Genomic DNA, 21,451 nt, shown 5'->3' with positions numbered 1-21,451 from the left:
TTCCAATGGCGATTGCCGTGGCGGCGGGGGCTGCCGTGCCCTTTCAAGCCGCGAGCAACGCCGCTTTGGGACGGGCACTGGGGCATCCGCTGTGGGCCACCTTGGCTTCGCTGGGGGTCAGCGTGCTCGTCGTCCTGCCCTTGATGATGCTGATGCGCGTCCCGGCACCGGCTTTGGGTACTGCGGCACAGGGGCCGGCATGGTGGTGGCTGGGCGGTGTGGCTGGCGTGGCATATATCACCGCCGCGCTCATGCTGACGCCCAGGCTGGGCGCAGCCGGCTTCATCGTCAGCGTGATCGCGGGTCAGATGCTGGCATCGCTGCTGATCGACCACCATGGCTTGATGGGGCTGGCGCCCAAGCCTGCCGGCGGGTGGCGGGTGGCGGGCATTGCGCTGATCCTGCTGGGCATGGTCGTCGTGCAGATGAGCAGTTCGCCAGCAGCCTCCGCGCCTGGCCCGGCGTCTTCTGCTGGGCGCTCATAGGCGGGCCCACCGCCACGCCCCACGCCAAAGCCTCGCGCGCCCCGGCTTTCACATAGCCGATATGCCGCGGCTCAGGCGCAGCAGGGCGTCTTGCTGCGTGGGCGCGGCCCGCGGCGCAGCCAGCCCTCACGCGGTGCGGCGCAATTCGACGGCGCCAGACCGCGCCGCCGGGGCGGCGCTCAACCGGCGGCGCCCACCAGCCCGCGCTGGCGCGCCTCGTAGATCATGTGCAGGGTGATCTTGTGCACCTCGGCCTTGCTGGCCTCAATGTGGGAGCGCAGGTTGATGGCGGCCTGGGCAGCCTTGCGCTGGGTGAGCAGGCGCAGCACTTCCTGGTGCTCGTCGTAGGTGAGGTCGATGCGCGGCGCGCGGGTGAAGTCCAGCCGGCGGACGATGCGGATCTTGTCGGTCACCTCCTGGTGCACCCGCGCCATCTCCAGGTTGCCGGTGGCGAGGATGAGGCCCTGGTGGAAGGCTTCGTCCAGCTCGCCGACCTGCTTGCCGTCGGCCAGGCGCTGCTCGCGCGGCACCGACCAGATGGCCTGCAGCGCGGAGAGGTCGGCCGGCTGTTCGGATTCGCAGATGCGCGCCACCGCCGCCAGCTCCAGCACGATGCGCAGGTCGTAGAGCTGGTCGAAGCGGTGGAAGTCGAAGGGGCGCACGCTCCAGCCGCTGCGGAAGGCCACCTGCAGATAGCCCTCGCGCTCCAGCCGGTAGAGGGCGTCGCGCACCGGCGTGCGGGAGACGCCGTAGCGCTCGGCCATCTCGGTTTCGGTGAAGCGGTCGCCGGGCAGCAGGGCGAAGTTGGAGATGTCGTCCTTGAGGCGCTGGTAGATCTGGCCGGCCAGGGCGTTGGCCTTGCCGGCGGCGGACTTACTGTCGGACATGTTGCACCACCGCGGGATAGTGGCAGGCGACCTGGCGGCCGCCGCCGATGTCTTCGAGTTGCGGCCCGACCTCGCCGCAGCGGGCCAGCCCGCGCGGGCAGCGGCCGAGCAGGTGGCAGCGGTTGGGATCGGGGTCTATCGGGCTTTGCGGATCGCCGCCCACCAGCAGGTCGGCGGCGCTGGCCTGGCCGCCGGCGAGACCACCGGGCAGCGAAGCGATCAGGGCGCGAGTATAGGGGTGCGCAGGCGTATGGAATACCGCATCGGTCGGCCCCGCCTCCACCACCCGGCCGAGATACATCACCAGCACCCGGTCGCACAGCAGGCGGACGACGTTGAGGTCGTGGGAGACGAACAGGAAGCTCATCTGCAGTTCCTGCTTGAGCCGCTCCAGCAGCTGCAGGATCACCGTCTGCACCGACACGTCCAGCGCCGCGGTCGGTTCGTCCAGCACCAGCAGCGCCGGCCGGCTGACGATGGCGCGGGCGATGCCCACGCGCGCCTTCTGGCCGCCGGAGAGCTGGTGCGGATAGCGGTCCAGCAGCGCCAGCGGCAGGCCCACCCAGCCGGCGGCCTCTTCCACCCGGGCGGCGGCTTCGGCGCCGCGCAGGCCGCACAGCAAGCGCACCGACTCGGCGATGGTCTGGCGCGCGGTGTAGCGCGGGTTGAGGCTGTCGGTGGGGTCCTGGAACACCATCTGGATGTCCTTGCGCTGCGGGTGCAGCGCCATCGCCCGCGAGCGCACCAGGCCGATATCGCGGTTGCGGAAGCGCACCTGGCCGTCGCTCGGGTCCAGCGTGCGGGTGAGCAGGCGCACCAGGGTGGATTTGCCGCAGCCGGACTCGCCCACCAGGCCCACGGTTTCACCCGGGGCGATGTGGAAATCGATGCCATCCACCGCGTGCAGCTGGCGGGTCTGACCGTCCTTCTTGACCGGGAACAGGCGCTTCAGCGAAATCGCCTCAAGCAAATGCGGCATGGCGGGCCTCCGTGGCAGCGGCGGTGAGCGGGCGGTGACAGGCGATGAGGTGGGTGGCGGACGCGCCATCGGCCGGCGCCAGCGCCAGCGGCCGTTCGCACTCGGCGCCGCGGCGCGGGCAGCGCTCGGCGAAGCGGCAGGCCGGCAGATCGTTGCGGCGCAGGTCGGGCAGGTTGCCGTCGATGGCGGCCAGCTCGGCGAGCGAGGCGGCGCCCACCGGCGTGGCGGCGATCAGGCGCTCGGTGTAGGGGTGGCGGGGGGCGGCGAACAGCGCCTCGGTGGGGCCGACCTCGACGATGTGGCCGGCGTGCATCACCGCGATGCGGTCGCAGTACTCGCGCGCCATGCCGAGGTCGTGGGTGATCAGCAGCGTGGCCATGCGACGCTCGGCGGAGAGCTCGCGCACCAGCCGCATGATGGCCGCCTGGGTGGTCACGTCCAGCCCGGTGGTGGGTTCGTCGGCGATCAGCAGGCGCGGCTTGCAGGCCAGGGCGATGGCGATCATCACCCGCTGGCACATGCCGCCGGAGAGCTCGAAGGGATAGGCGGCGTAGCGCCGCTCCGGGTCGGGGATGCGCACCTCGGCCAGGCATTCGATGGCGCGGGCGCGGCGGGCGGCCGGCAGCAGGTCGGTGTGGCGCGCCAGCACGTCCTCGATCTGGCGGCCGACCTGGCGGATGGGGTTCAGCGCCACCCGCGGGTTCTGGAAGATCATCGCCATCTCGCGGCCGCGCAGCGCCTTCATCGCCGCGCCCTTCTTCGCCAGCAGGTCCTGCCCGGCGAAGCGGATGGCGCCGGCGGTGATGCGCGCCGCCGCGTCCTGTATGCCCATGGCGGCGAAGGACAGCACCGACTTGCCGGAGCCGGATTCGCCCACCAGGCCCACGGTTTCGCCCTCGGCCAGCGCCAGGCTGACGTTCTCCAGCGCGCGCACGGTGCCGCCGCGGGTGCGGAACTCGACCGCCAGGCGGTCCACTTCCAGCAGGGTGTTGGAAGGCATGTTCATGTTCTTCTCCGCGGGTCGATGAGGTCGCGCAGCGAGTCGCCGAGCAGGTTGAAGCAGAAGACGGCCAGCATCAGCACCAGGCCGGGGAAGAGGGCGATCCACCATTCGCCGGAGACGATGTACTGCGCGCCCTCGGCGACCATGATTCCCCACTCCGCTTCCGGCGGCCGCACGCCCAGGCCGATGAAGGACAGGCCGGCGGCGTTGAGGATGGCCCAGCCCATGTTGAGCGAGATCTGCACCATCATCGGCGGCAGGATGTTGGGGATGAGGTGGTGGAACAGCACCCGCAGCTCGCCGTTGCCGGCCAGGCGGGCGGCCTCGACGAAGCCGGCGTCGCGCCGCACCCGCACCTCGGCCCGCGCCACCCGCAGGTAGAAGGGCAGGTTGATGATGGCGGTGGCGAGCACGATGTTGGCCACGGTGTTGCCCATGGCGGCGACGATGCCCATCGCCAGCACGAACAGCGGGAAGGCCATGATGGTGTCCGACACCCGGGTGCTGATGCGGTCGAACCAGCCGCCGAAGTAGCCGGCGAAGGAGCCCATCAGGCCGCCGACGACGAAGGACAGCGCCACCGCCGCCACCGCGATGCCCAGGTCCAGCCGGGTGGCGATGATGACGCGGGAGAGGATGTCGCGCCCCAGCGCGTCGGTGCCGAACCAGTGCGCGGCCGAGGGCGGCGACAGCGGATCGCCCACATGCGAGGCCAGCGGATCGTAGGGCACCAGCCAGGGGCCCAGCGCCGCCAGCACGATGAAGAACACGAACAGGCCGGCGGCGATGGCCGACAGCGGGTTCTCGCCGAACACGTAACAGAGGTTGCGCCACCACAGGGCGACGGCGCCGGGCCGGGCCGCGGCCACCGGGGTGGCCGGGGTAGCGGCGGAAGGAGTGGCACTCATCTCAGGCCTCCAGGCGGGCACGCGGATCGACCAGGCCGTAGGCCACGTCGATCAGCAGGTTGAGCAATACGTAGAGCAGCGCCATGGCGAGCACGAAGCCCTGCACCGGCGCGTAGTCGGACGCCACCAGCGCCTCGATGGCGAAGGAGCCTATGCCCGGCCAGGCGAACACCTTCTCCACCAGCACGTTGGAGCCGAGCAGGAAGGAGAACACCATGCCCAGCGTGGTCAGCACCGGCAGCAGTGCGTTGCGGAAGGCGTAGGTGAACAGCACGGTGGTGGGCCGCAGGCCGGAGGCGCGGGCGGTGCGGATGAAGTCGGCCGACAGCACGCCCAGCATGGAGGCGCGCGTCATCCGCGCCAGCGGTGCCAGCACGAACAGCGCCAGGGTGATGGCCGGCAGGATGAGCTGCTTGGCAGCGGAGACGAAGGTATCCAGCTCGCCGGCAATCAGGCTGTCTATCAGGTAGAAGCCGGTGACGAAGTCCGGCGCGGTGGTGTAGGGGTCCAGCCGGCCCAGCGGCGAGGGCGCCCAGCCGAGCAGGAAGTAGAAGACATAGGCCAGCAGCAGGCCGGTGAAGAAGGTGGGCAGCGACACCCCGGCGGTGGTGATGCCCCGGCAGAGATGGTCTATCCACGAGCCCGGCCGGGTGGCGGCCAGCACGCCCAGCGGAATCGCCACCACCACCGCCAGCAGCAGGCCGACCAGCGTGAGTTCCAGCGAGGCCGGCAAGCGGTCGGCGATCTCGGCCAGCACCGGCTGGCCGGTGGTGAGGGAGTTGCCCCAGTCGCCACGGACGAGGTCGCCCACATAGGAAACGAACTGTTCCGGCAGGCTGCGGTCGAGGCCCAGCTTCACCCGGATTTCCTCTATGGCCTCGGTGGAGCCGGCCGGGCCGGCGAAGTAGGCCGCCGGGTCGCCCGGCAGGGCGCGGGTGAGGACGAAGGTGACGATGACCACGCCGATGATGGCGGGCACGGCACCGAGCAAACGTTTGAGAATGGCCTGGATCATGGCTGCTGACTCCGGTTGCGCGCCGCCGCCGCGGGTGGCGGCGGGGCGGCGTTGGCGGGCGGCGGAACTGTGGCTGCCGCCGTCTGCCGTCTGGTGCTGCCGGCCCGGTCAGGTGCCGGGCCGGCCAGTACGGCTTACTGCTTGTAGATCTGGCGGTAGTCCGGCTGCAGGTGGAACCAGTAGGTGTAGCCCTGCACGTTCTTCTGCATGGCCACGTCCATCATGGGCTGCACGATGGGCACGCGCGGCACCTCGGTGTAGGCGATGTCGATGAAGCCCTTCACCTCCTGGTCGTACTTCTTGGCGTCGGTTTCGAAGCGGGCCGCTTCCACCAGCTTGTCCAGCTTCTCGTTCTGGTAGCTCATGGTGTTGAACACCGCGTTCTGGCCGTGGTACGCCCAGAAGAAGAAGTACTCCGGATAGTTCAGCCAGCCGCCGAAGCGGTTGAAGATCATCGGCATGTCTTTCTTGGTGATGGCGGCGCGCCAGTTGGAGCCGGGCACCTTCTCGATGCCGGCCTTGATGCCGATCTGCGCCAGCGCTTCCTGGATCAGGATCACCGCCGGCTCGGACACGGTGGCGGTGCCGAGGTCGAAGGAGATGGTGGTTTCGAAGCCGTTCTCGTAACCGGCTTCCTTCATCAGCTGCTTGGCCTTGGCGAGGTCGGTCTTGAACGCGGTGGGCTGCATCCAGCTGCCATCCTTGACGCCGCTGCCGCCGAACAGCGGCACGCCGCGGCCGTAGAAGGCGTTCTGCATGATCTTGTCGTAGGGCACCACCGAGGCCACCGCCTGGCGCACCTTGAGGTTGTCGAAGGGCGGCTTGGCGTTGTTCATGCCGAGGTACCACATCGAGTTCTCGATGGGCGTGCTCTCCACCTTAACATTGCCCTTCTCCTGCGCCATCTCGTTGAAGTCCTTGGGCGGCAGCTCGAAGGTGATGTCGATGTCGCCACGGGCCAGCAGCGCGCGGCGGTTGCCGGCGGAGGGCACGTCGCGCTGGATCACGCGCTTGAGCTTGGGCAGCGGGCCGTTCTTCCAGGCGTCGAAGCGGTCATACACGATCTCCTGGCCCGGCTTCCACGACGCCACCTTGTAGGCGCCGCCGCCGGCCGCGTTGGTCTTCAGCCAGTTGGCCGCCCACGGGTCGTCGGCGGTGGCGTGCTGCTTGGCCAGCCTGGAGTTGTAGATGGAGGCCACCGGCACCGCGAGGTCGGGCAGGGTCATCTTGTCCTTGCGCAGGAACTTCAGGCGGAAGGTCTGGGCATCCACCACCTCGAACTGCTCCGGCTTCTCGACCGAACCGGCCTTCATCTGGAAGGTGGGAAAGCCGCCCATGGCCAGCGCGCGCTCGAAGGACCACTTCACGTCCTCGGCGGTCACCGGGCTGCCGTCGTGGAAGGTGGCGCCCTTGCGCAGGTGGAAGACCACGCTCATGCCGTCCGGCGCAACCTCCCAGGACTCGGCCAGCTCCGGCTCCAGCTTGGTGAAGTCGTAGCTGTAGCTGCCGTCGGCCAGCTGCTTGCGGCCGTAGCTCATCAGGCGGTCATACACGATCCAGGACACGCCGTAGGCCGGGCGGTTGGCGCCCACGCCCTGCACGTCCAGCATGTTGGGTCCGAATTCGTTGGCGACGACCAGGGTTTCCATGCGCTTGTCCTGGGCATGGACCAGGGCCGGGGCGGTGGCCAGCAGCGTGGTGCCAAGGGCCGCGGCCAGCGGGAGCAGCAGGTTTCTGAGGGATTTCATGCGGCGGTTCTCCATTCGGACGTTGTCGGGCGGGGGGAGTGAAAAAGGGCTTGGGAGTGCATAGATGGTTTTGCTTGTTCTGGTGGGCAGCCTCAGGCGGCCGCCTCCAGCGCGCGCTGGCTGGCGAGGTAGGCGCGCCAGCCGCCGTGGGCGGTGACATCCGCCGCGCCGGCCACCGCGGCGGCTTCGCAAACGAAGCCCTTCACCTGGCGGCCATCGGCCAGGGTCAGCGTGCCTATGCCCAGCGGCGCCGGGATTTCGGCGACGAAGCTGCCGAAGTTGCGCAGCGGCAACTCCCACACCTCGACTTCCAGCGCGCCGCCGCCTTCGGCCACGCGCACCATGCCAGGCTTGGGCGGCACCGTGCCCGGCAGGGCGTAGAGGCGGTAGTCGGGCGCGGACAGCGTGGTTTCCAGCAGGCGGCCGCCCCGCTCCACCAGCTGCCAGTTCAGCGGCAGGCCGGAGAGATGGGCGCCGACCACCGCCACGGCCACCATCGGCTCGGCGGCCGGCAGCGGCGCCAGCGCGGCCTGCGCCAGCGGCGGCTGCGCCAGGCTCATGCCGAAGCGCTGATGCAGGCAGCCCTGCAGCCGGCGGCCGGCTTCGGCCAGGCGGTGGTCGGAACCGGCGGCGCCCAGCAGGGTGATGCCGGCCGGCAGGCCGTCGGCGCGGAAGGGGCCGGGAATGGACAGCCCGGCCATGCCGAGCAGGTTCACGAAGTTGGTGTAGGCGCCCAGGGTGCTGTTGAGGGCGATGGGCTCGGCGGCGATCTGCGCGTGGCTGTAGATGGTGGGGGCGGTCGGCACCAGCAGCAGGTCGGCCTTGGCCAGCTCGGCCATGCAGCGCTTGCGCAGCCCTTCCAGCGCGTACTGGCCGCGGAAGGTGTCGGTGGGGCGCATGCCGTCGGCGCGGCCGATGATGGCGCGCACCGTCGGCTCCATGTGCTCCGCATGCTCGTCCATGAAGGCGCCGACGGCGATGCGGCGCTCCGCCACCCAGGGGCCGTCGTAGAGCAGGCGGGCGACGTCGTTGAAGGGGCCGAGGTCGATATCGACGAAGCGCACGCCGGGCTGGGCGGCGATGGCGTCGAAGGCGGCGCGCCAGGCGGCTTCGGCCACCGCGTCGCCGCAGAACTCCAGCGCGGTCGGCACGCCCAGCACCAACTCGCGACTCACCGGGCCCAGCGGCGGCGGTGGCGCGGAGTAAGGATCGCGCGCGTCGGCGCCGGCCAGCAGGCTCAACACCGTCCAGCCGTCTTCCACCGTGTGGGCGAACACCGACACGCAGTCCAGGCTGCGGCAGGCCGGCACCACGCCGTAGCTGCTCACCAGGCCGGGCGAGGGCTTCACCCCCACCAGGTTGCAGGCGCCCGCCGGCACCCGGCCGGAGCCGGCGGTGTCGGTGCCCAGGGCGAAGGCCACCCAGCCGCGGGCGGTCACCGCCGCCGAGCCGGAGCTGGAGCCGCCAGTCATGTAGGCGGGATCGAAGGGGTTCTTCACCGCGCCGTAGGGCGAGCGGGTGCCGACCAGGCCGGTGGCGAACTGGTCCAGGTTGGTCTTGCCGACGAGGATGGCGCCGGCGGCGCGCAGCCGCGCCACCACCTCGGCGTCCGCCTCGGCGGTATAGGCGAATTCGGCGCAGGCGGCGGTGGTCGGCAGGCCGGCGACGTCGATGTTGTCCTTCACCGCATAAGGAATGCCCAGCAGCGGCTGGGCGGCGCGCGCGGCCGGGTCGGCCAGCAGCGCGGCGCAGGCGGCAGCCTCGGCGCGCACCGCGGCGCGCTCGCGCAGCAGGATCCAGGCCTCGCCGCCGTCCTCGGCGGCAATGCGGTCATACAGGCTGTCGATGACCTCGACCGGGTCGAGGCTGCCCTCGCGGTAGGCCTGCTGCAGGGCGGCTATCGTCAGCGCTTGGGCGGTTGTGGTTTTCATGTGCACCTTCTTGAATACAAGATCGCATTCAAGAAAAGCGATTACCGTGCCAGCCGAAAACTCCGACTCAAGCCATTGTTTTTATTACAACATTGGTCAGCGCACCGGCGGGGGAAGCAACCCCACGCCCGTTTTCGGTGCGCCTTGCACTGTGGCGGTGCCGCACCAGCCTTCGCCGGTCGCCTCAGTCGAACAGCAGCAGGCAGCTCACCTCCAGCCCGAGGCAAGGCGGCACATCGGCCGCAGCCCGGGGGTGGTCGAAAACCGCATGCGGGGTGAAGCGGGCCCGGCCATCGATGGCGGAATCGAAGCACTTGAAGATCAGCGCTTCGTCCGGCTGCATCTCCGGGTAGTGGAACCAGCGCTGCCCGGCGCTCCAGGTAAGCAGGAAGATCTGCTCGGTACGCCGCGGAGAGTAGATATCGCAACTCACCAGTGCGTCCCTCTGCAGGCTGCCGGCGTCGCACAATGCCAGCGAGGCGTCCAGCACCTGCCCGCCCAGCGGGCGCCAGAGCTTGACGATGGCGTGGCGACGAAGCGCCAATGAAGCCGCCTCCTGCGGCAGCACCAAGTGCAGGCGGCGGCGGCCGGAGGCCTCGCTGCAGTCGCACCGGGCCAGAGCGGCCAGCGTCACCTCCCCGCCGTCTGCAGCAGTCAGACCGCACGCCGGCCCACACTGCCACAGCCGATGTTCGAAGACGATGGCGCGGCGTGCGCCCAGGCGGCGGCGCAGCAAGCCCTCGCAAGCGGGGTAGTAGTCGAGCAGCAGGGCGACGGCGTCCCGGCAATCCGGCGGCGGGCTGCAACCGCGAACCAGTTCGAAGCCCTCCACTTCTATCGACGGGCCGGGCTGCAACCGGCGCGCGTCGCGGAGGTCGCACAGCCGCCGCTCCCAGGCGAAGTTGCGCCACGGCAGGCCGCCCGGCGGGTGGTGGAGGTAGTGATAGGGACGCAGCTCGGTCGGCTGCAGGAAACCCAGCGCCGCGCGCACCGGCTCGGCTGCGGCCCTTGCCTGTAGAACGGCGGCGGAGGAAACGGGATGCATGGCGAGCCAGCGAGGCGCCCTCAGTCCTCGTATGCCACCGCATCGCGCCGGCGGAAGTACAGCGTTTCCTGCCGCCTTTCGGCTGAACCGCCGGGCGCCGCACCCAGGTAGAGGCCGAGCTTGCCACCATCCGGATACTCGACGACGTCCGGCGCCAGCATGGAGCTGACCGCCAGGTAGCGCAGGACTTCTGCACCGGTATTGACCAGGCGGTGGGCGCCAGCCGCCGCGCTGGCGGGGAAGCACAGCAGATCGCCAGCAGCGATGGAGACACGGCGTTCGCCGCGCTCGCCGTACTCCGCCTCACCGCGGCCAGCGAGCACGTAGACCAGTTCATCGTTGTTGCGGTGGGCGTGGCGCGGCCAGGCGGCATGGCCGGGAGCAAGCTCGGTAAGCATGCAGCCCAGGTGTTCCAGCCCAGCCGCGCGGCCGGCGCGCACCAGGCGCACCGCACCGTCTGCGCGGATTTCCACCGGCAGGGCGGTCAGGTCGAGCAGCGGCAGGACGACAGTCATCGGCGAACTCCCGGCCGATGAAGGCGGCCGTCATCTGCACTATTCCGTCGTCCCGCCGCCGTGCTGGCGAATTCTCGCGTATCAGCCGTCAAGCGCGCTTCGCCAGCACTCGGGCGTGACGGTTCAGACTCTGCCCTGCCGCCTTATTCGCGGCCTGGTGGTGTGGCGCCCTTCCTCTCCCATCCGCGACGCCCGCCGTCTTGCAAGGGCTCCCCGACGGGAGCCCTTCTTTTTTCCGGAAAAGCAGATTCGATGAACCGAAGAACCGGGCATGGGCAAGCTCCCCGGCAACCCACGACCGACGCGGCAATGCACGCGGCCGCCCGGCTCACTCCGCCACGCTACCGGCCACCTCCTCCAGCAACCAATCGGAGAAGGCGCGGGCCGCCGGCCGTTGCAGGGCGCCAACGGGCGCCACCAATTGGTAGCGGCGCGCCGGCAAGCGGCGCTCGTGTGCCTGCACCAGATCGTGAGCACGGGCAAAATCCGCGGCGAGACGGCCCGGCACCAGGGCGATGCCATCGCCGCGGGCCGCCGCCTCTAGCACGAAGACTAGGTCGTGACAGATCAGGAGGGGGCGCTCTTCCGCCTCCGGCGCGAAATCGCGCCAGGGAAAGGAGGGATGCGCGACCAGCGGCAGTTCCCGTACCAAGGCGGCGGGTGACAGCAAGCGGGCGGTGGAGGCCAGCGTCGGGCAGGCAAGGGCAATCGCCTCGTCGCGCCACAACGGCAGCGCTTCGAAAGGCGGGTCGACCGCCTCGCAGTAACGGATCGCCAGTTCCGCCTCCCCGCCTGCCAGGTCCGCCAGGTTCTCCGACACCGACAGCCGCAGGCGCAGCCACGGCAGCCGGTGGGCGAGCCCGGCCAGGCGGGGTGCCAGCCACAAGCGGGCGAAACCAGGAGTGGCGGCCACCCGCAGTTCGGCGACCGCCGAGGGCGACAACGCCTGCAGCTCGTCCGCCAGTCCGAGCGCGAAGCGTTGCACCGCGCGGAAATAGGCTTCGCCGGCGGTACTCAATGCCACCGCGGGCGAATAGCGCAGGACCAGCCGCAGCTTCACCCTGTGCTCCAGCAGCACGATCGAACGGCTCAGGGCGGCGCGGCTGACACGCAGCTCGTGGATGGCAGCGGCGACCGAGCGCAAGCGGCCCAGCGCCTCGAAAGCGAGCAGGGCATGCAGAGGCGGCAGCGGTTCGGGCAGGCGGGCGTCCATGGGTTTCCTCCGGCCGCCATCATGACAGCAAGGACAACCGCAGCGCAGGCCCTGACGCCGCAATCGCCGCGGCCGATAATCCCCTTGGACCCACGGAGCCATCATGAGCCGCCATCCCGCTTCTTCCCCAGCTCCTGCCCCGACGCGGCCTCTGCTGCACCGCCTGCCGCTGCCGGAGCTGATTGCCTTCGAGGCCGCCGCCCGCCTGGGCGGCTTTGCCGCCGCCGCCGGCGAACTGGCGCTGAGCCAGTCGGCAGTGAGCCACCGGGTACGGCAGCTGGAGGCCAAGCTGGGAGTCGCGTTGTTCGAACGCCGCGGCCGGCGCGTGAGCCTGTCGGCCGCCGGTGCCCGCCATGCCGCGGCGGTCGCGGCGCAGCTGGCCGCACTGCGGCAGCAGGCCACCACCCTGCGCACGGCAGAGGGCGAACGCCTGCGCATCGAGGTGGCTCCGCTGTTCGGCAGCCGCTGGCTGCTGCCGCGGCTGGCCACCTTCCGCCGCCAGCATCCACGGCTGGTTCTGGAGGTCGCACCGGCGCCGCTGGCCGAGGCCGACCTGATGATCCACCCGGAAACCAATCCCCGCGCCGATGGCGTACCGCTGCAGCCCCTGCGCATCGGCGCCTATGCTGCGCCCGCCCTGGCGGAACGCTGCAGCGTCCTGCTGGCCGCGGGCCGGCTGAGGGATCTGCCGCTGATCCATGCCCACGGCCTGAATTGGGAACGCTGGCTGCGCGGCGCGCTGGGCACCGGCCTGACGCCGCCCGGCGGGCTGGAGGTAGACGACCCCATCTCGGCGATGGAGGCCGCGCTCGCCGGCGCCGGTGCCCTGCTCGCCCCGGCGCTGGCAGCGGAACCGCTGGTGGCGCAAGGCCGCCTGTGCGCCATCCACCCCTGGCAGCAGGAAGCCGGCCAGTACCACGGGCGCCTCAGCGCCGCCGGCCGCCACAAACCGGCCGCCGCCGCCCTGCTGGCGTGGCTGCAGGAACAGCCCTGAAGGAGGTGCTCAACCCACCACAGGCGCCGGTGCAGCGGCCCGCCCCGCCTGCTGCCGCAGGCGCCGCGCATATACCCGGCCCCAGGCGATGCCGATCACCGCGGCCACCAGCGAGCCCAGCAGCACGCCCAGCTTGGCGGCGCCGAGCAGGTTCTCGTCGGTGAAGGCGAGCATGGCGATGAAGATGGACATGGTGAAGCCGATGCCAGCCAGCAGGCCGACCACGCACACGCCCGACCAGCTCACGCCCGGCGGCAGCCGGCACCAGCCGAGCCGCACCGCCAGCCAGCTGGCGGCAATCACGCCCACCGGCTTGCCCACCACCAGCGCCACCATCACCCCGGCCAGCACGCTCCAGGCGCCGCTGGCATCAAGATTCACGCCGCCCAGGCTGACGCCGGCATTGGCCAGCGCGAACAGGGGCATCACGCCGAAGGCCACCCAGGGATGCAGGGCCATCTGCACCCGCGTCACTGGCGGCATCAGGTCGCGCTGGGCGCGGCGCAGCCGCTTCAGCGGCTCCACCAGCGGCTGCGGGCCGGCACTGGCGTCCTCCGCCCGCTCGCAGATGTCCTTGATGGCGCGGCCGACGACCTCGACCGGCCGTTCCCGCGAGAAGCCGGGCAGCACCGGCGTCATCATGCCGAGCACCACGCCGGCCAGCGTCGGATGGGCGCCGGTCTGCAGCAGGCCCACCCACAGCACCGCGCCCGGCACCACGTAGGCGTAGGCGCTGCCGACGCCTATGCGCTGCAGCCCCACCACCATGGCGATGCCGACTGCCGCCACCAGCAGCCCCGAGTAGTCCAGGCCGCCGGAGTAGAACAGGGCGATTATGAGCACCGCGACGATGTCGTCGATGATGGCCAGCGCGAGCAGGAAGACCCGCACCGTGCCCGGGATGGACTTGCCCAGCAGCGCCAGCACGCCGACCGCGAAAGCGATGTCGGTGGCGGTGGGCACCGCCCAACCCTGGCGCTGCAGCGGATCGCTGCCGTTGAGGGCGAGGAAGATCAACGCCGGCACCACCACCCCGCCCAGCGCCGCCGCCAGCGGCAGCGCGGCGAGCTGGAGGCTGGCGAGCGCGCCTTCGTGGATCTCGCGCCGGATCTCCATGCCGACGACGAGGAAGAACACGGTCATCAGCGCGTCGTTGATCCAGAAATGCAGCGTCTGGGTGAAGACGTAGTCGCCTATGCCCAGCGTGACCGGCGCATGCCACAGGGCATGGTAGCTGTGCGCCGCGGGAGAGTTCGCCCAGATCAGCGCGATGGCGGCCGCAAGCAGCAGCACGACGCCGCTGAAGGCTTCGATGTGGAGGAAACGCTCCAGGGTGGAAAAGGCGCGCTCGGCCAGGATCTGCGCGCGCGGCAGGGCCTGCCGGGACGGATGTCGGGACATGGTCTTTGATTCACTCCGCGCGGCGGCCCGACCGCGCATCATCTTTAACCTGTCCCACCGCGACATGCGGCTGACACCCGGGCCGGATTCTAGCCGCGCCGGCGGCGGCCGGACAAGCCGGCCCCGCGCGTCCCCTTCCCCCGCGCTCTTCAGCCGGCGGACGGGGAAAGCCCCCCCACGGCGGGCGTACCGCGGCGTGAACGGCGCGGGGTCCGCAGCCCCGGCGCCGGGTTCAGAACGGCCAGTTGGCCTTCACCGAAGCGGTCTGGTTGAGGAAGTCATCGCGGTATTCGGCGTCGTACCGCGCGGTGATCTCGACGCCGGAAGCGGTCTTGTACGTCGCCCCCGCGCCGCCCCGGAGCAGCCAGGGATCCTGCCTGGCGCCGCGGGTGACGAAGGCCGCGCCGGGCGCACCGGCAAAGGCGGAAACGATGCTTGCCCGCTTGTTGATGGTGTCGTAGCCGGCCCCCAGGCTGGCAGTCAGCGCGGTGCGCTCGTTCAGTTGGTGGGCCAGCTTGCCCTCGGCCGAGATGACCAGCGCTTCGGTGCTGCGGCTATCCACATCCAGGCTCAGCGCCCCCGCACCGCTCTCGCGGTAGGAATGGTCCTTCACCCAGGTGTAGTCCAGCCTGACCGAGGGCGTGAGGCTGCTCTTGGCATCCAGCGCGTAGACCCGGCCAATGCCCACGCCCAGCATCGCGGTGTCGCTGTCGTAGTCGGAGTCGGCGGTGACGCCCATGAAGCCGATGCGGCGGCGGCCGTCGTTGCTGTTGCGGCCGATGCCGGCCTGGAAGTTGAGCTCAGTGCGCTCGTCCAGGCTGAGGCTGCCGTAGCCTATCAGTTGGTAGATATCGACATCCGCGCTCTGCGACGCGGTGGAGGACTTGCCGTCGATATCGCTGCGCCCGTAGGCGAAGGCGGCCCCCAGACGCAGCGTGGGCGAGACGACGCCATCCGCACCGAAGACGAAGCCGTAGGTGGTGGCCTTGTAGCCCTCGACGCGATCACGCTCGCCCTGGTCCGCCCAGGAGACGAAGGTCTTGGCCCAGATGTTGCCGTCGCTGACGAAGCCGTCGCCGGAGGACAGCCCGCGGTTGCTGCCGATGCGCGCCTGGACGATGCGGTTGATGCCGCCCAGCGCGCCCTGGGCGGCCTGGATGGTGCCACCGGTCATCAGCGGAACCGTCTGGGACACCGCGGCGCCGACCTCGCCCTCCGTCTCCAGGCTGCCCAGGGCCTGGATGACGCCGCTCATGCCGGGGTGGCTGCCGCTGTTCTGGATGATCTGGTCGAGGACTCTCGCGGCGCCGATAGCCGGCGTCGCACCCAGGCCGGTAACCGCCTGTTCCGCGGTAAGGGTATTCACCACCGCGAGGTCGATATGGCCACCACTGCCGGTGGTGGCAACGCTGAGGAAATTGAACATCGCGCTGTTGTCCACCACGCTGTCGAAGTTGCCGCTGAGACTACCGGCGCTGACCACGCCGCTGAGGGTCTCGCCGGCCGCCAGCGAATTCAGCGCCTTCACGTCCACATAGAGTGTGCCGGCCATGCTGGCGCTGCCGCCGACGCTCAGCGTGCTGTAACCGGTGGAGGCATTCGCGCTCTGCGCCGCGATCATCAGCGTGCCGCTGGCGGTCTGCACGAAGTCGCCGGCGACGGTGGCATGGGTCACGTTGCCGGTGGAGGAAATGGCACTTGCATCGACGCCGGTCTTGAGCGCGAGCAGGCCGCTGTTGCTGAAACTGCCGCCGGCCATGCTCAGGCCGCCGACCACGCGGCCGGCGGCGGCGTTGTTCACCGTGATCGTGGCGCCATTGGCCACGCTGACTGCGTTGTTCACGCCATAGAGCAAGCCACTGTTGCTCACCGTGCCGCTGTCCGCGCCCTCGACATGGAGCGCGCTCCCGCCGCCGTCCAGCGCGTAGATGCTGCCAGTGTTGGTCGCGTTGACCGTGCCTGACAGCGAGTTCAGGTAGACGCCGGAAGCGCCGCGCACCGTGCCGGCATTGTTCAGCACGATGTTGCCATCCGGCGTCTGCGCTTCGATGCCGTAATCGCCCAGCGCGTTGATCTCGCCGCTGGCGGTGTTGGTCACGCTGACATTGCCGTAACAGTCGGAGCAGTCGGCCGGCACCATGTCCACCACCGCGGAGATGCCCATGGCGGAACGCCCCGCCAGCGCCGCCGCGGCGGCATCCGCCGGCGCATTGATCAGGCCGCTGTTGGTGACGGTGATGTCGCCGTATTCGGACGCCGCCTGCACGGCGATGTCGGCGGTCGAGGAAACCGAGCCTGAGTTGGTGATGCTCACCGGCCCATCGCTCGACCATGCGACCAGCGCCTGGCGCTCGGTCGAGGACACTGTTGCGCTGTTGTCTATGCTGGCCAGCCCGTTGTAGTTCACCGCACGAAGCCCGGCCGCATCCGCGGTGACGGTACCGGTATTGACGATGCTCACCAGTGCGCTGCTGCTGTTGAAGCCGCCGTCGGCATAGACGCCGCGCGCGCCGCCGGTTGCGGTCACCACGCCGGCGTTGCTCAGGGTGACGTTGCCATCGTTGGTGGTGGCACTGATCGCGGCGCCGATGCCGGCGTAATCCACCGTCCCTTCATTGGCGATGGTGATATCGCCGGACACGTCGTTGCGTATCCACACCGCCCCGTCGCCGCCGATGGATGAAATCTGCGCATCGGCGCCGATATTGACGACGATGTTGCGGTTGGCCTGATCGAAGCTCTGGCCGTTGATCGCCACCCCGGCCGCATTGTTGATGACCGAACTGCCGAGGATGTTCAGCACCTGGTCGAAGGACGGCTGGCTCGCGTAGCCGGCGGGGCGGGGCGCAAAGAACAGGCTGGCGGTGCTGAAATCCGTCAGTGTCAGCGACGAGGAAGCGGACTCGGCCTGGACGTTGACCGAGGTGGCGTCGCAACTGAAGGTGATGACTGTCCCGGTCACATCGCATGCAACCGCCAGGGCCGCCGGCGCGTGAAACAGAGCGCCCAGGGCGGCGCACAGCGTGCCGCGCCTGAACAGTTCCTTCGTCATTGTTTTTTGTTTCATCGGTTCTCCCCTTGGTCTTGGTATCGGGCCGCCCTGCCGCCCTGTCGAACAACAGTTGCACTGCCGCATGGCAGTCCTCCAATCTACTGCAGCCCCCGTCCGGGAGGAACGCCGGCCACCAGCGCCGCTCTTCTTCCGCCGGAAGCCGCTCCCTGCAGGGAACTCCGGCCCAACGGAGAGCGGCCGGCAGCTCCTGCCTGCCGCAAAGGACGTAGCCATTGCCAGCAGTCGTGGCGCTCAGGGTATGGCCGCTGATGGTGGGCTTGACCGCGCTGCCGGCAAGCACGGCGACGACGCCGAAGGCGGGGGTAAGCCCGTCACGGTCCTGCCTGATGGAAAGCGGCACCGGGCACAAGGCGGGGAAATCCTCGGCAGGAATCTGAAATGCCGGGAAATTCCCGACTTCACGCCCACCGGCAACCGGCACGGCGATCACCCCCGCCAGCCCGCGATCGTGCGCCGGATGCGCCGCCGGAAGCCCTCCACCCTGGCGTCGTCCAGGCGCTCCGCCTTGTACAGCGACAGCGCCTGCAGCCGGCAGGCCGGCGCGCAGGTGCCCAGCAGCGCGGTCTTCAGCACCCGCCTCACCGGCTGGCGCAGCACCAGGCGGTCCACCCACCAGGGCGAACCCAGGCTGGTGATCATCAGCGCGCGCCGCAGCTTGAGCAGGCGCGGCTGGATGGCGCCGAGGTCGCGGGCGTGGTCGTAGGCGATGCCCGGCGCCCATACGCGATCGAACCAGCCCTTGAGCGTGGCCGGGAAGCCGAACCACCAGGTGGGAAAGACCAGCACCAGCGCCTCGGCCGCCAGCAGGCGCTCCGCCTGGGCCTGCACCGCCCGGGCATCGAAGCCGGCGGCGTAGTAGCTGCGCCGCTCTTCGGCGCTCAGCGCGGGCGGAAAGGCGCTGGCGTAGAGATCCTCGACCACCACTTCGTGGCCGGCGGCGCTCAGCGCTTCAATGGCGCTGCGGGCCAGCGCCTGGCACAGGCTGTCGCCGAGCGGATGGGCGATGACGACCAGGCATTTCATGTCGAATCGGATCTCCTCATCGGAAGACGGCGCGGAAGCGCCAGGCCAGCGCGCACGGCTCACACACCCGGCGTTTCCGCATGCGGCCGCGCCGCGGCAAGGGCTGCGCCGGCCGCTCCCGCCGGCGACGACAGGCGTATGCAGTTGCGGCCGGCGCGCTTGGCTTCGTACAGCTGGCCATCGGCCTCCACCAGCGCCTGCTGCAGATCCGCCGCCGAGGTCAGCGGAACAAGGCCCATGCTGGCGGTCACCCCGCCGGAGATGGCGTCGAAGCGGTGCCGGGCGAGTTGCGCCTGGATGCGCCGCGCCACCTCCACCGCCGCTTCCGGGCCGGCGCGGCCCAGCAGCAGGATGAACTCCTCGCCGCCGAAGCGGGCAACCAGGTCGTCCTCCCGCACCTGCTCCAGCAGCACCCGGGCGACCGCCTGCAGCACCTGGTCGCCGGCGGCATGGCCCCAGGCGTCGTTTATCTGCTTGAAGTGGTCGAGATCGCAGGCGAGCAGCGTCCACGGCGCCAGCCGGCGGTCCTGCAGCCTAGCGTTGACCATCTCGGTGAAGGCGCGGCGATTGAGCAGGCCGGTAAGGCTGTCGTGGTCGCGCTCCTTGCGCAGCACCCGGGTGACGTCGCGCACCGCGCAGGCCACCAGGATGCACATGAAGCCGATGCCGAACACCAGCGTGCCCGCCAGCAGCACCTGCCAGTAGCCGGAGCGGGTGAGGCGCGGAATCTCCTCGAAGGGGATCACCCAGGCGACCAGCACCACCCGCAGCACGCTGTAGGCGAGCAGCACCACGTAGGACACCTTCAGCAGCCGCTCCAGCGGATCGCCACCGGTGTCGCTTCGCATCACGCTGCGCAGCGGCAGCATCAGCATCGCCGCCACGCCGGCGGAGAGCCACAGCGCGCGCTGGCCGATGCGGTCGTCGATCCAACCGTAACGGAACAGCGCCAGCAGCGCGGCCGCGCCTATCAGCAGGCCGGGCCACAGCCGCAGGTTCTCCCCGCGCCGCATCGTCAGACCGCGTGCCAGCGACCAGCAACCGCTCATGTGCAGCAGGCCGGTGAGCAGCGACCAGCGCGCGAGCTCGGCGTTGCTCATGGCGCTCTGCAGCGCCAGCCCCAGCGCCGGCAGCACATAGCCGGCCGCCATCCAGGGCAGGAAACGCTGCTGCCTGAGCACGCCCCAGCAGGCGAGCAGGACGATGCCGAGCAGGCCGAAGCCTATGGGCACGATCAACTCGAAATAGGGACTGGAGTGCAAGATGAGGGCGCGATGCCTGGGCGGGAGCGGCGATTCTAATCGAGCCGTGTTGAATCCCGCTGCGGCGTTTCGGGCCGACCGCCAGCGCCGGGGAAACGCCGCCTTGCCTATCCATGACGTGGAACTAGACTTCCGCGGAGCGGACACGGGCAAGGGGCGGAAGATGGCACTGAAGGCAGCGGATTTTCATGCGGCGGCGGCGCCGGTGATCGAGCGGCTGAAGGCGGAAGGGCTGGACCAGCTGCGCTACAGCGACGTGCTGGACGGCGCCGGCCACCAGTACGTCGACCTGGTGATGGAAGGCGGCGGCGTGCTCGGCGTCGCGCTGCTGGGCTACATCTATGTGCTGGAGCAGGCCGGGCTGCGCTTCATCTGCCTGGGTGGCGCCTCCGCCGGCTCCATCACCGCGCTGGCGCTGGCGGCGCTGGACGAGCCGGCGCGGGCGAAGAGCGACGCCCTGATCGAGGTCGTCGCCAACATGCCGATGGCCAGCTTCATCGACGGCAAGGACGACGGCGACGACGATGCCCCCGACTTCATCAACACCATGCTGAAGCGCCCCGGCCTCATCAAGGGCTTCTGGAAAGGCATGCAGATCCTGGACAACCTGGACGAGATGATGGGCCTCAACCGGGGCGACCGCTTCCACGCCTGGCTCACCCAGGTGCTGGCCGGAGCCGGCATCCACAGCACCGCCCAGCTGCGCGCCCGCATGGCCACCACCCCGCCCGGCTGGCGTCTGCGCGAGGACAGCCCGCAGCGCGCCTCGCAGCTGGACGGCAAGGCCCAGCTGCCCGCGCTGGACGCGGACAAGGACTACCTCTGCATCGTCGCCGCCGACATCGCCACCGAGACCAAGGTGGAATTCCCGCGCATGGCCGGGCTGTACTGGGACGAACCTGAGGCGGTGAACCCGGCCGACTACGCCCGCTGCTCCATGTCCATCCCGGTCTTCTTCCGCCCCTTCCGCCGGCCGCTGAAGATCCGCGACCCGGCCCACCTGGCGCAGTGGTGCGAGCAGGCCGGCCTCAACGACGGCGACCTGCGGCCCGACCGCGAGCCGCCCTTCCCGCCGCCGCAAGCCTGCTTCATCGACGGCGGGGTGCTCTCCAACTTTCCCATCGACGCCTTCCACAACACCTACAAGGTGCCCAGCCGCCCCACCTTCGGCGCCAAGCTGCAGTGGGACGACCGCAGCCACGAGATCGGCAAGCTGTCCAAGCTCATCACCCAGACCTTCAACTCCGCCCGCCACTGCCTGGATTACGAGTTCATCCGCAAGAACCCGGACTTCAAGCAGCTGGTGGCCTACATCGACACCGCCGACCACGACTGGCTGAACTTCGAAATGGACGACGCCGGCAAGCTGGACCTGTTCCGCCGCGGCGCCGAAACCGCCCGCGCCTTCCTCGCCGGCTTCGACTGGGACCGCTACAAGGCCACCCGCGAGCACCTGATCAGCGCCTACGCGCTGGCCTGGCAGCCGCAGGTGGTGAAGGTGTGAAAGCACCCCCCGGCGTGAGCGGCGGCCTCCCTCCGGCCGGGTAGCTGCTTCGCCGCGCTGGCCAGGGCCTTGTCTGCCGGCGGCATCGCGGCGAAAAGGCTACGCGCGCGCTGCCTTGCTCGAGCCAGCCGGAGAGCCCGGCCCCAACGAGATTGAGTCCCACGTTCCCGGCCCGGCGGTTGGCGGTTGGCGGTTGGCGGTTGGCGGTTGGCGGTTGGCGGTTGGCGGTTGGCGGTTGGCGGTTGGCGGTTGGCGGTTGGCGGTTGGCGGTTGGCGGTCATTGTGTTGTTGAAGAACCGCCGCTGCGCCTCACCGCCCTCGCCCGCCCACCGCGCAGACCGACAAGGTATCCGCCGCCAGCTCCAGCGCCGCCTTCGCCTCGGCCACCGGCAGCACCCGCTCCGGCGTCACCCCGTTCTTCGCCGCCACCAGCTCGGCGGCGATGGACACCGCGATCTCCCCCGG

General features: G+C 70.0%; 17 protein-coding genes. 3 read left to right on the top strand and 14 right to left on the bottom strand.

Translation table 11 applies throughout. The features are described 5' to 3' along the window. The first annotated feature begins 5 nt into the window (after nt 1–5). A complete protein-coding gene (locus GRF61_RS14285; protein ID WP_211165970.1) occupies nt 6–485 on the top strand; it encodes a DMT family transporter in 480 nt (159 codons plus the stop codon). Between the two features lie 179 nt (nt 486–664). On the opposite strand, the gene GRF61_RS14280 is transcribed toward GRF61_RS14285, so the two are convergent. The 10 genes from GRF61_RS14280 to GRF61_RS14235 form a co-directional block, all read right to left on the bottom strand. Beyond that, nucleotides 665–1,372: a GntR family transcriptional regulator gene (locus GRF61_RS14280; protein ID WP_169151308.1), complete on the bottom strand. Its 708-nt coding sequence runs from the start codon at nt 1,370–1,372 to the stop codon at nt 665–667. Beyond that, nucleotides 1,359–2,351, bottom strand: a complete 993-nt coding sequence (locus GRF61_RS14275; protein WP_211165969.1) for an ABC transporter ATP-binding protein — start codon at nt 2,349–2,351, stop codon at nt 1,359–1,361. Before GRF61_RS14275 ends, GRF61_RS14280 begins: the two co-directional genes overlap by 14 nt. Beyond that, on the bottom strand, nt 2,335–3,357 hold the full coding sequence (locus GRF61_RS14270; protein ID WP_169151306.1) for an ABC transporter ATP-binding protein: 1,023 nt from the start codon (nt 3,355–3,357) through the stop codon (nt 2,335–2,337). The genes GRF61_RS14275 and GRF61_RS14270 overlap by 17 nt, the downstream gene beginning before the upstream one ends. After that, nucleotides 3,354–4,262 carry an ABC transporter permease gene (locus GRF61_RS14265; RefSeq protein WP_169151305.1) on the bottom strand — a complete coding sequence of 303 codons (909 nt, stop codon included), beginning with the start codon at nt 4,260–4,262 and terminating at the stop codon, nt 3,354–3,356. Before GRF61_RS14265 ends, GRF61_RS14270 begins: the two co-directional genes overlap by 4 nt. 1 nt (nt 4,263) lies before the next feature. Then, nucleotides 4,264–5,277 (bottom strand): ABC transporter permease, encoded by a 1,014-nt coding sequence (locus tag GRF61_RS14260; protein WP_169151304.1) that lies wholly within the window; start codon nt 5,275–5,277, stop codon nt 4,264–4,266. A gap of 134 nt (nt 5,278–5,411) precedes the next feature. Continuing rightward, the gene (locus tag GRF61_RS14255) at nt 5,412–7,025 is read right to left on the bottom strand and encodes an ABC transporter substrate-binding protein (protein WP_169151303.1); all 1,614 of its coding nucleotides are present in this window, start codon (nt 7,023–7,025) and stop codon (nt 5,412–5,414) included. 92 nt (nt 7,026–7,117) lie between these two features. Next, the gene (gene atzF / locus GRF61_RS14250) at nt 7,118–8,956 is read right to left on the bottom strand and encodes an allophanate hydrolase (protein ID WP_169151302.1); all 1,839 of its coding nucleotides are present in this window, start codon (nt 8,954–8,956) and stop codon (nt 7,118–7,120) included. Nucleotides 8,957–9,140: 184 nt separating this feature from the next. Then, the gene (locus GRF61_RS14245; RefSeq protein ID WP_169151301.1) at nt 9,141–10,001 is read right to left on the bottom strand and encodes a CmcJ/NvfI family oxidoreductase; all 861 of its coding nucleotides are present in this window, start codon (nt 9,999–10,001) and stop codon (nt 9,141–9,143) included. Between the two features lie 20 nt (nt 10,002–10,021). Beyond that, a complete protein-coding gene (locus tag GRF61_RS14240) occupies nt 10,022–10,516 on the bottom strand; it encodes a cupin domain-containing protein (protein ID WP_169151300.1) in 495 nt (164 codons plus the stop codon). 328 nt (nt 10,517–10,844) lie between these two features. After that, the gene (locus GRF61_RS14235) at nt 10,845–11,729 is read right to left on the bottom strand and encodes a LysR substrate-binding domain-containing protein (protein ID WP_169151299.1); all 885 of its coding nucleotides are present in this window, start codon (nt 11,727–11,729) and stop codon (nt 10,845–10,847) included. 103 nt (nt 11,730–11,832) lie between these two features. Here GRF61_RS14235 and GRF61_RS14230 point away from each other — a divergent pair, with 103 nt between their 5' ends. After that, nucleotides 11,833–12,723 carry a LysR family transcriptional regulator gene (locus tag GRF61_RS14230; RefSeq protein WP_169151298.1) on the top strand — a complete coding sequence of 297 codons (891 nt, stop codon included), beginning with the start codon at nt 11,833–11,835 and terminating at the stop codon, nt 12,721–12,723. 9 nt (nt 12,724–12,732) lie between these two features. Here GRF61_RS14230 and nhaA read toward each other — a convergent pair whose 3' ends face one another. From nhaA to GRF61_RS14210, 4 genes are all read right to left on the bottom strand, one after another. Then, nucleotides 12,733–14,124 carry a Na+/H+ antiporter NhaA gene (gene nhaA / locus GRF61_RS14225; protein WP_169151297.1) on the bottom strand — a complete coding sequence of 464 codons (1,392 nt, stop codon included), beginning with the start codon at nt 14,122–14,124 and terminating at the stop codon, nt 12,733–12,735. A gap of 232 nt (nt 14,125–14,356) precedes the next feature. Beyond that, entirely contained in the window at nt 14,357–17,191 is a 2,835-nt protein-coding gene (locus tag GRF61_RS14220; RefSeq protein ID WP_169151296.1) for an autotransporter domain-containing protein, read from the bottom strand. A 432-nt stretch (nt 17,192–17,623) separates the two neighbouring features. Then, nucleotides 17,624–18,220: an NAD(P)H-dependent oxidoreductase gene (locus tag GRF61_RS14215; RefSeq protein ID WP_169151295.1), complete on the bottom strand. Its 597-nt coding sequence runs from the start codon at nt 18,218–18,220 to the stop codon at nt 17,624–17,626. Between the two features lie 59 nt (nt 18,221–18,279). Next, nucleotides 18,280–19,482, bottom strand: a complete 1,203-nt coding sequence (locus GRF61_RS14210) for a GGDEF domain-containing protein (RefSeq protein WP_169151294.1) — start codon at nt 19,480–19,482, stop codon at nt 18,280–18,282. A gap of 163 nt (nt 19,483–19,645) precedes the next feature. Between GRF61_RS14210 and GRF61_RS14205 the strand changes: the two genes are divergently transcribed. Beyond that, nucleotides 19,646–20,986, top strand: coding sequence for a patatin-like phospholipase family protein (locus tag GRF61_RS14205; protein ID WP_169151293.1), 1,341 nt, complete (start codon nt 19,646–19,648; stop codon nt 20,984–20,986). The last annotated feature ends 465 nt before the right edge of the window (nt 20,987–21,451 follow it).

The organism is Azoarcus sp. TTM-91, assembly GCF_012911025.1.
GTDB lineage: Bacteria > Pseudomonadota > Gammaproteobacteria > Burkholderiales > Rhodocyclaceae > Azoarcus.
Note: the sequence above shows the minus strand (reverse complement) of the source record. Positions and strands in the feature narration are given on the sequence as shown.

Bases quoted from the DNA above. Each gene is read 5' to 3' on its own strand.
- GRF61_RS14285 (WP_211165970.1), top strand. From the start codon at position 6: ATGGCGATTGCCGTGGCGGCGGGGGCTGCCGTGCCCTTTCAAGCCGCG.
- GRF61_RS14280 (WP_169151308.1), bottom strand. From the start codon at position 1,372: ATGTCCGACAGTAAGTCCGCCGCCGGCAAGGCCAACGCCCTGGCCGGC.
- GRF61_RS14275 (WP_211165969.1), bottom strand. From the start codon at position 2,351: ATGCCGCATTTGCTTGAGGCGATTTCGCTGAAGCGCCTGTTCCCGGTC.
- GRF61_RS14270 (WP_169151306.1), bottom strand. From the start codon at position 3,357: ATGAACATGCCTTCCAACACCCTGCTGGAAGTGGACCGCCTGGCGGTC.
- GRF61_RS14265 (WP_169151305.1), bottom strand. From the start codon at position 4,262: ATGAGTGCCACTCCTTCCGCCGCTACCCCGGCCACCCCGGTGGCCGCG.
- GRF61_RS14260 (WP_169151304.1), bottom strand. From the start codon at position 5,277: ATGATCCAGGCCATTCTCAAACGTTTGCTCGGTGCCGTGCCCGCCATC.
- GRF61_RS14255 (WP_169151303.1), bottom strand. From the start codon at position 7,025: ATGAAATCCCTCAGAAACCTGCTGCTCCCGCTGGCCGCGGCCCTTGGC.
- atzF (WP_169151302.1), bottom strand. From the start codon at position 8,956: ATGAAAACCACAACCGCCCAAGCGCTGACGATAGCCGCCCTGCAGCAG.
- GRF61_RS14245 (WP_169151301.1), bottom strand. From the start codon at position 10,001: ATGCATCCCGTTTCCTCCGCCGCCGTTCTACAGGCAAGGGCCGCAGCC.
- GRF61_RS14240 (WP_169151300.1), bottom strand. From the start codon at position 10,516: ATGACTGTCGTCCTGCCGCTGCTCGACCTGACCGCCCTGCCGGTGGAA.
- GRF61_RS14235 (WP_169151299.1), bottom strand. From the start codon at position 11,729: ATGGACGCCCGCCTGCCCGAACCGCTGCCGCCTCTGCATGCCCTGCTC.
- GRF61_RS14230 (WP_169151298.1), top strand. From the start codon at position 11,833: ATGAGCCGCCATCCCGCTTCTTCCCCAGCTCCTGCCCCGACGCGGCCT.
- nhaA (WP_169151297.1), bottom strand. From the start codon at position 14,124: ATGTCCCGACATCCGTCCCGGCAGGCCCTGCCGCGCGCGCAGATCCTG.
- GRF61_RS14220 (WP_169151296.1), bottom strand. From the start codon at position 17,191: ATGAAACAAAAAACAATGACGAAGGAACTGTTCAGGCGCGGCACGCTG.
- GRF61_RS14215 (WP_169151295.1), bottom strand. From the start codon at position 18,220: ATGAAATGCCTGGTCGTCATCGCCCATCCGCTCGGCGACAGCCTGTGC.
- GRF61_RS14205 (WP_169151293.1), top strand. From the start codon at position 19,646: ATGGCACTGAAGGCAGCGGATTTTCATGCGGCGGCGGCGCCGGTGATC.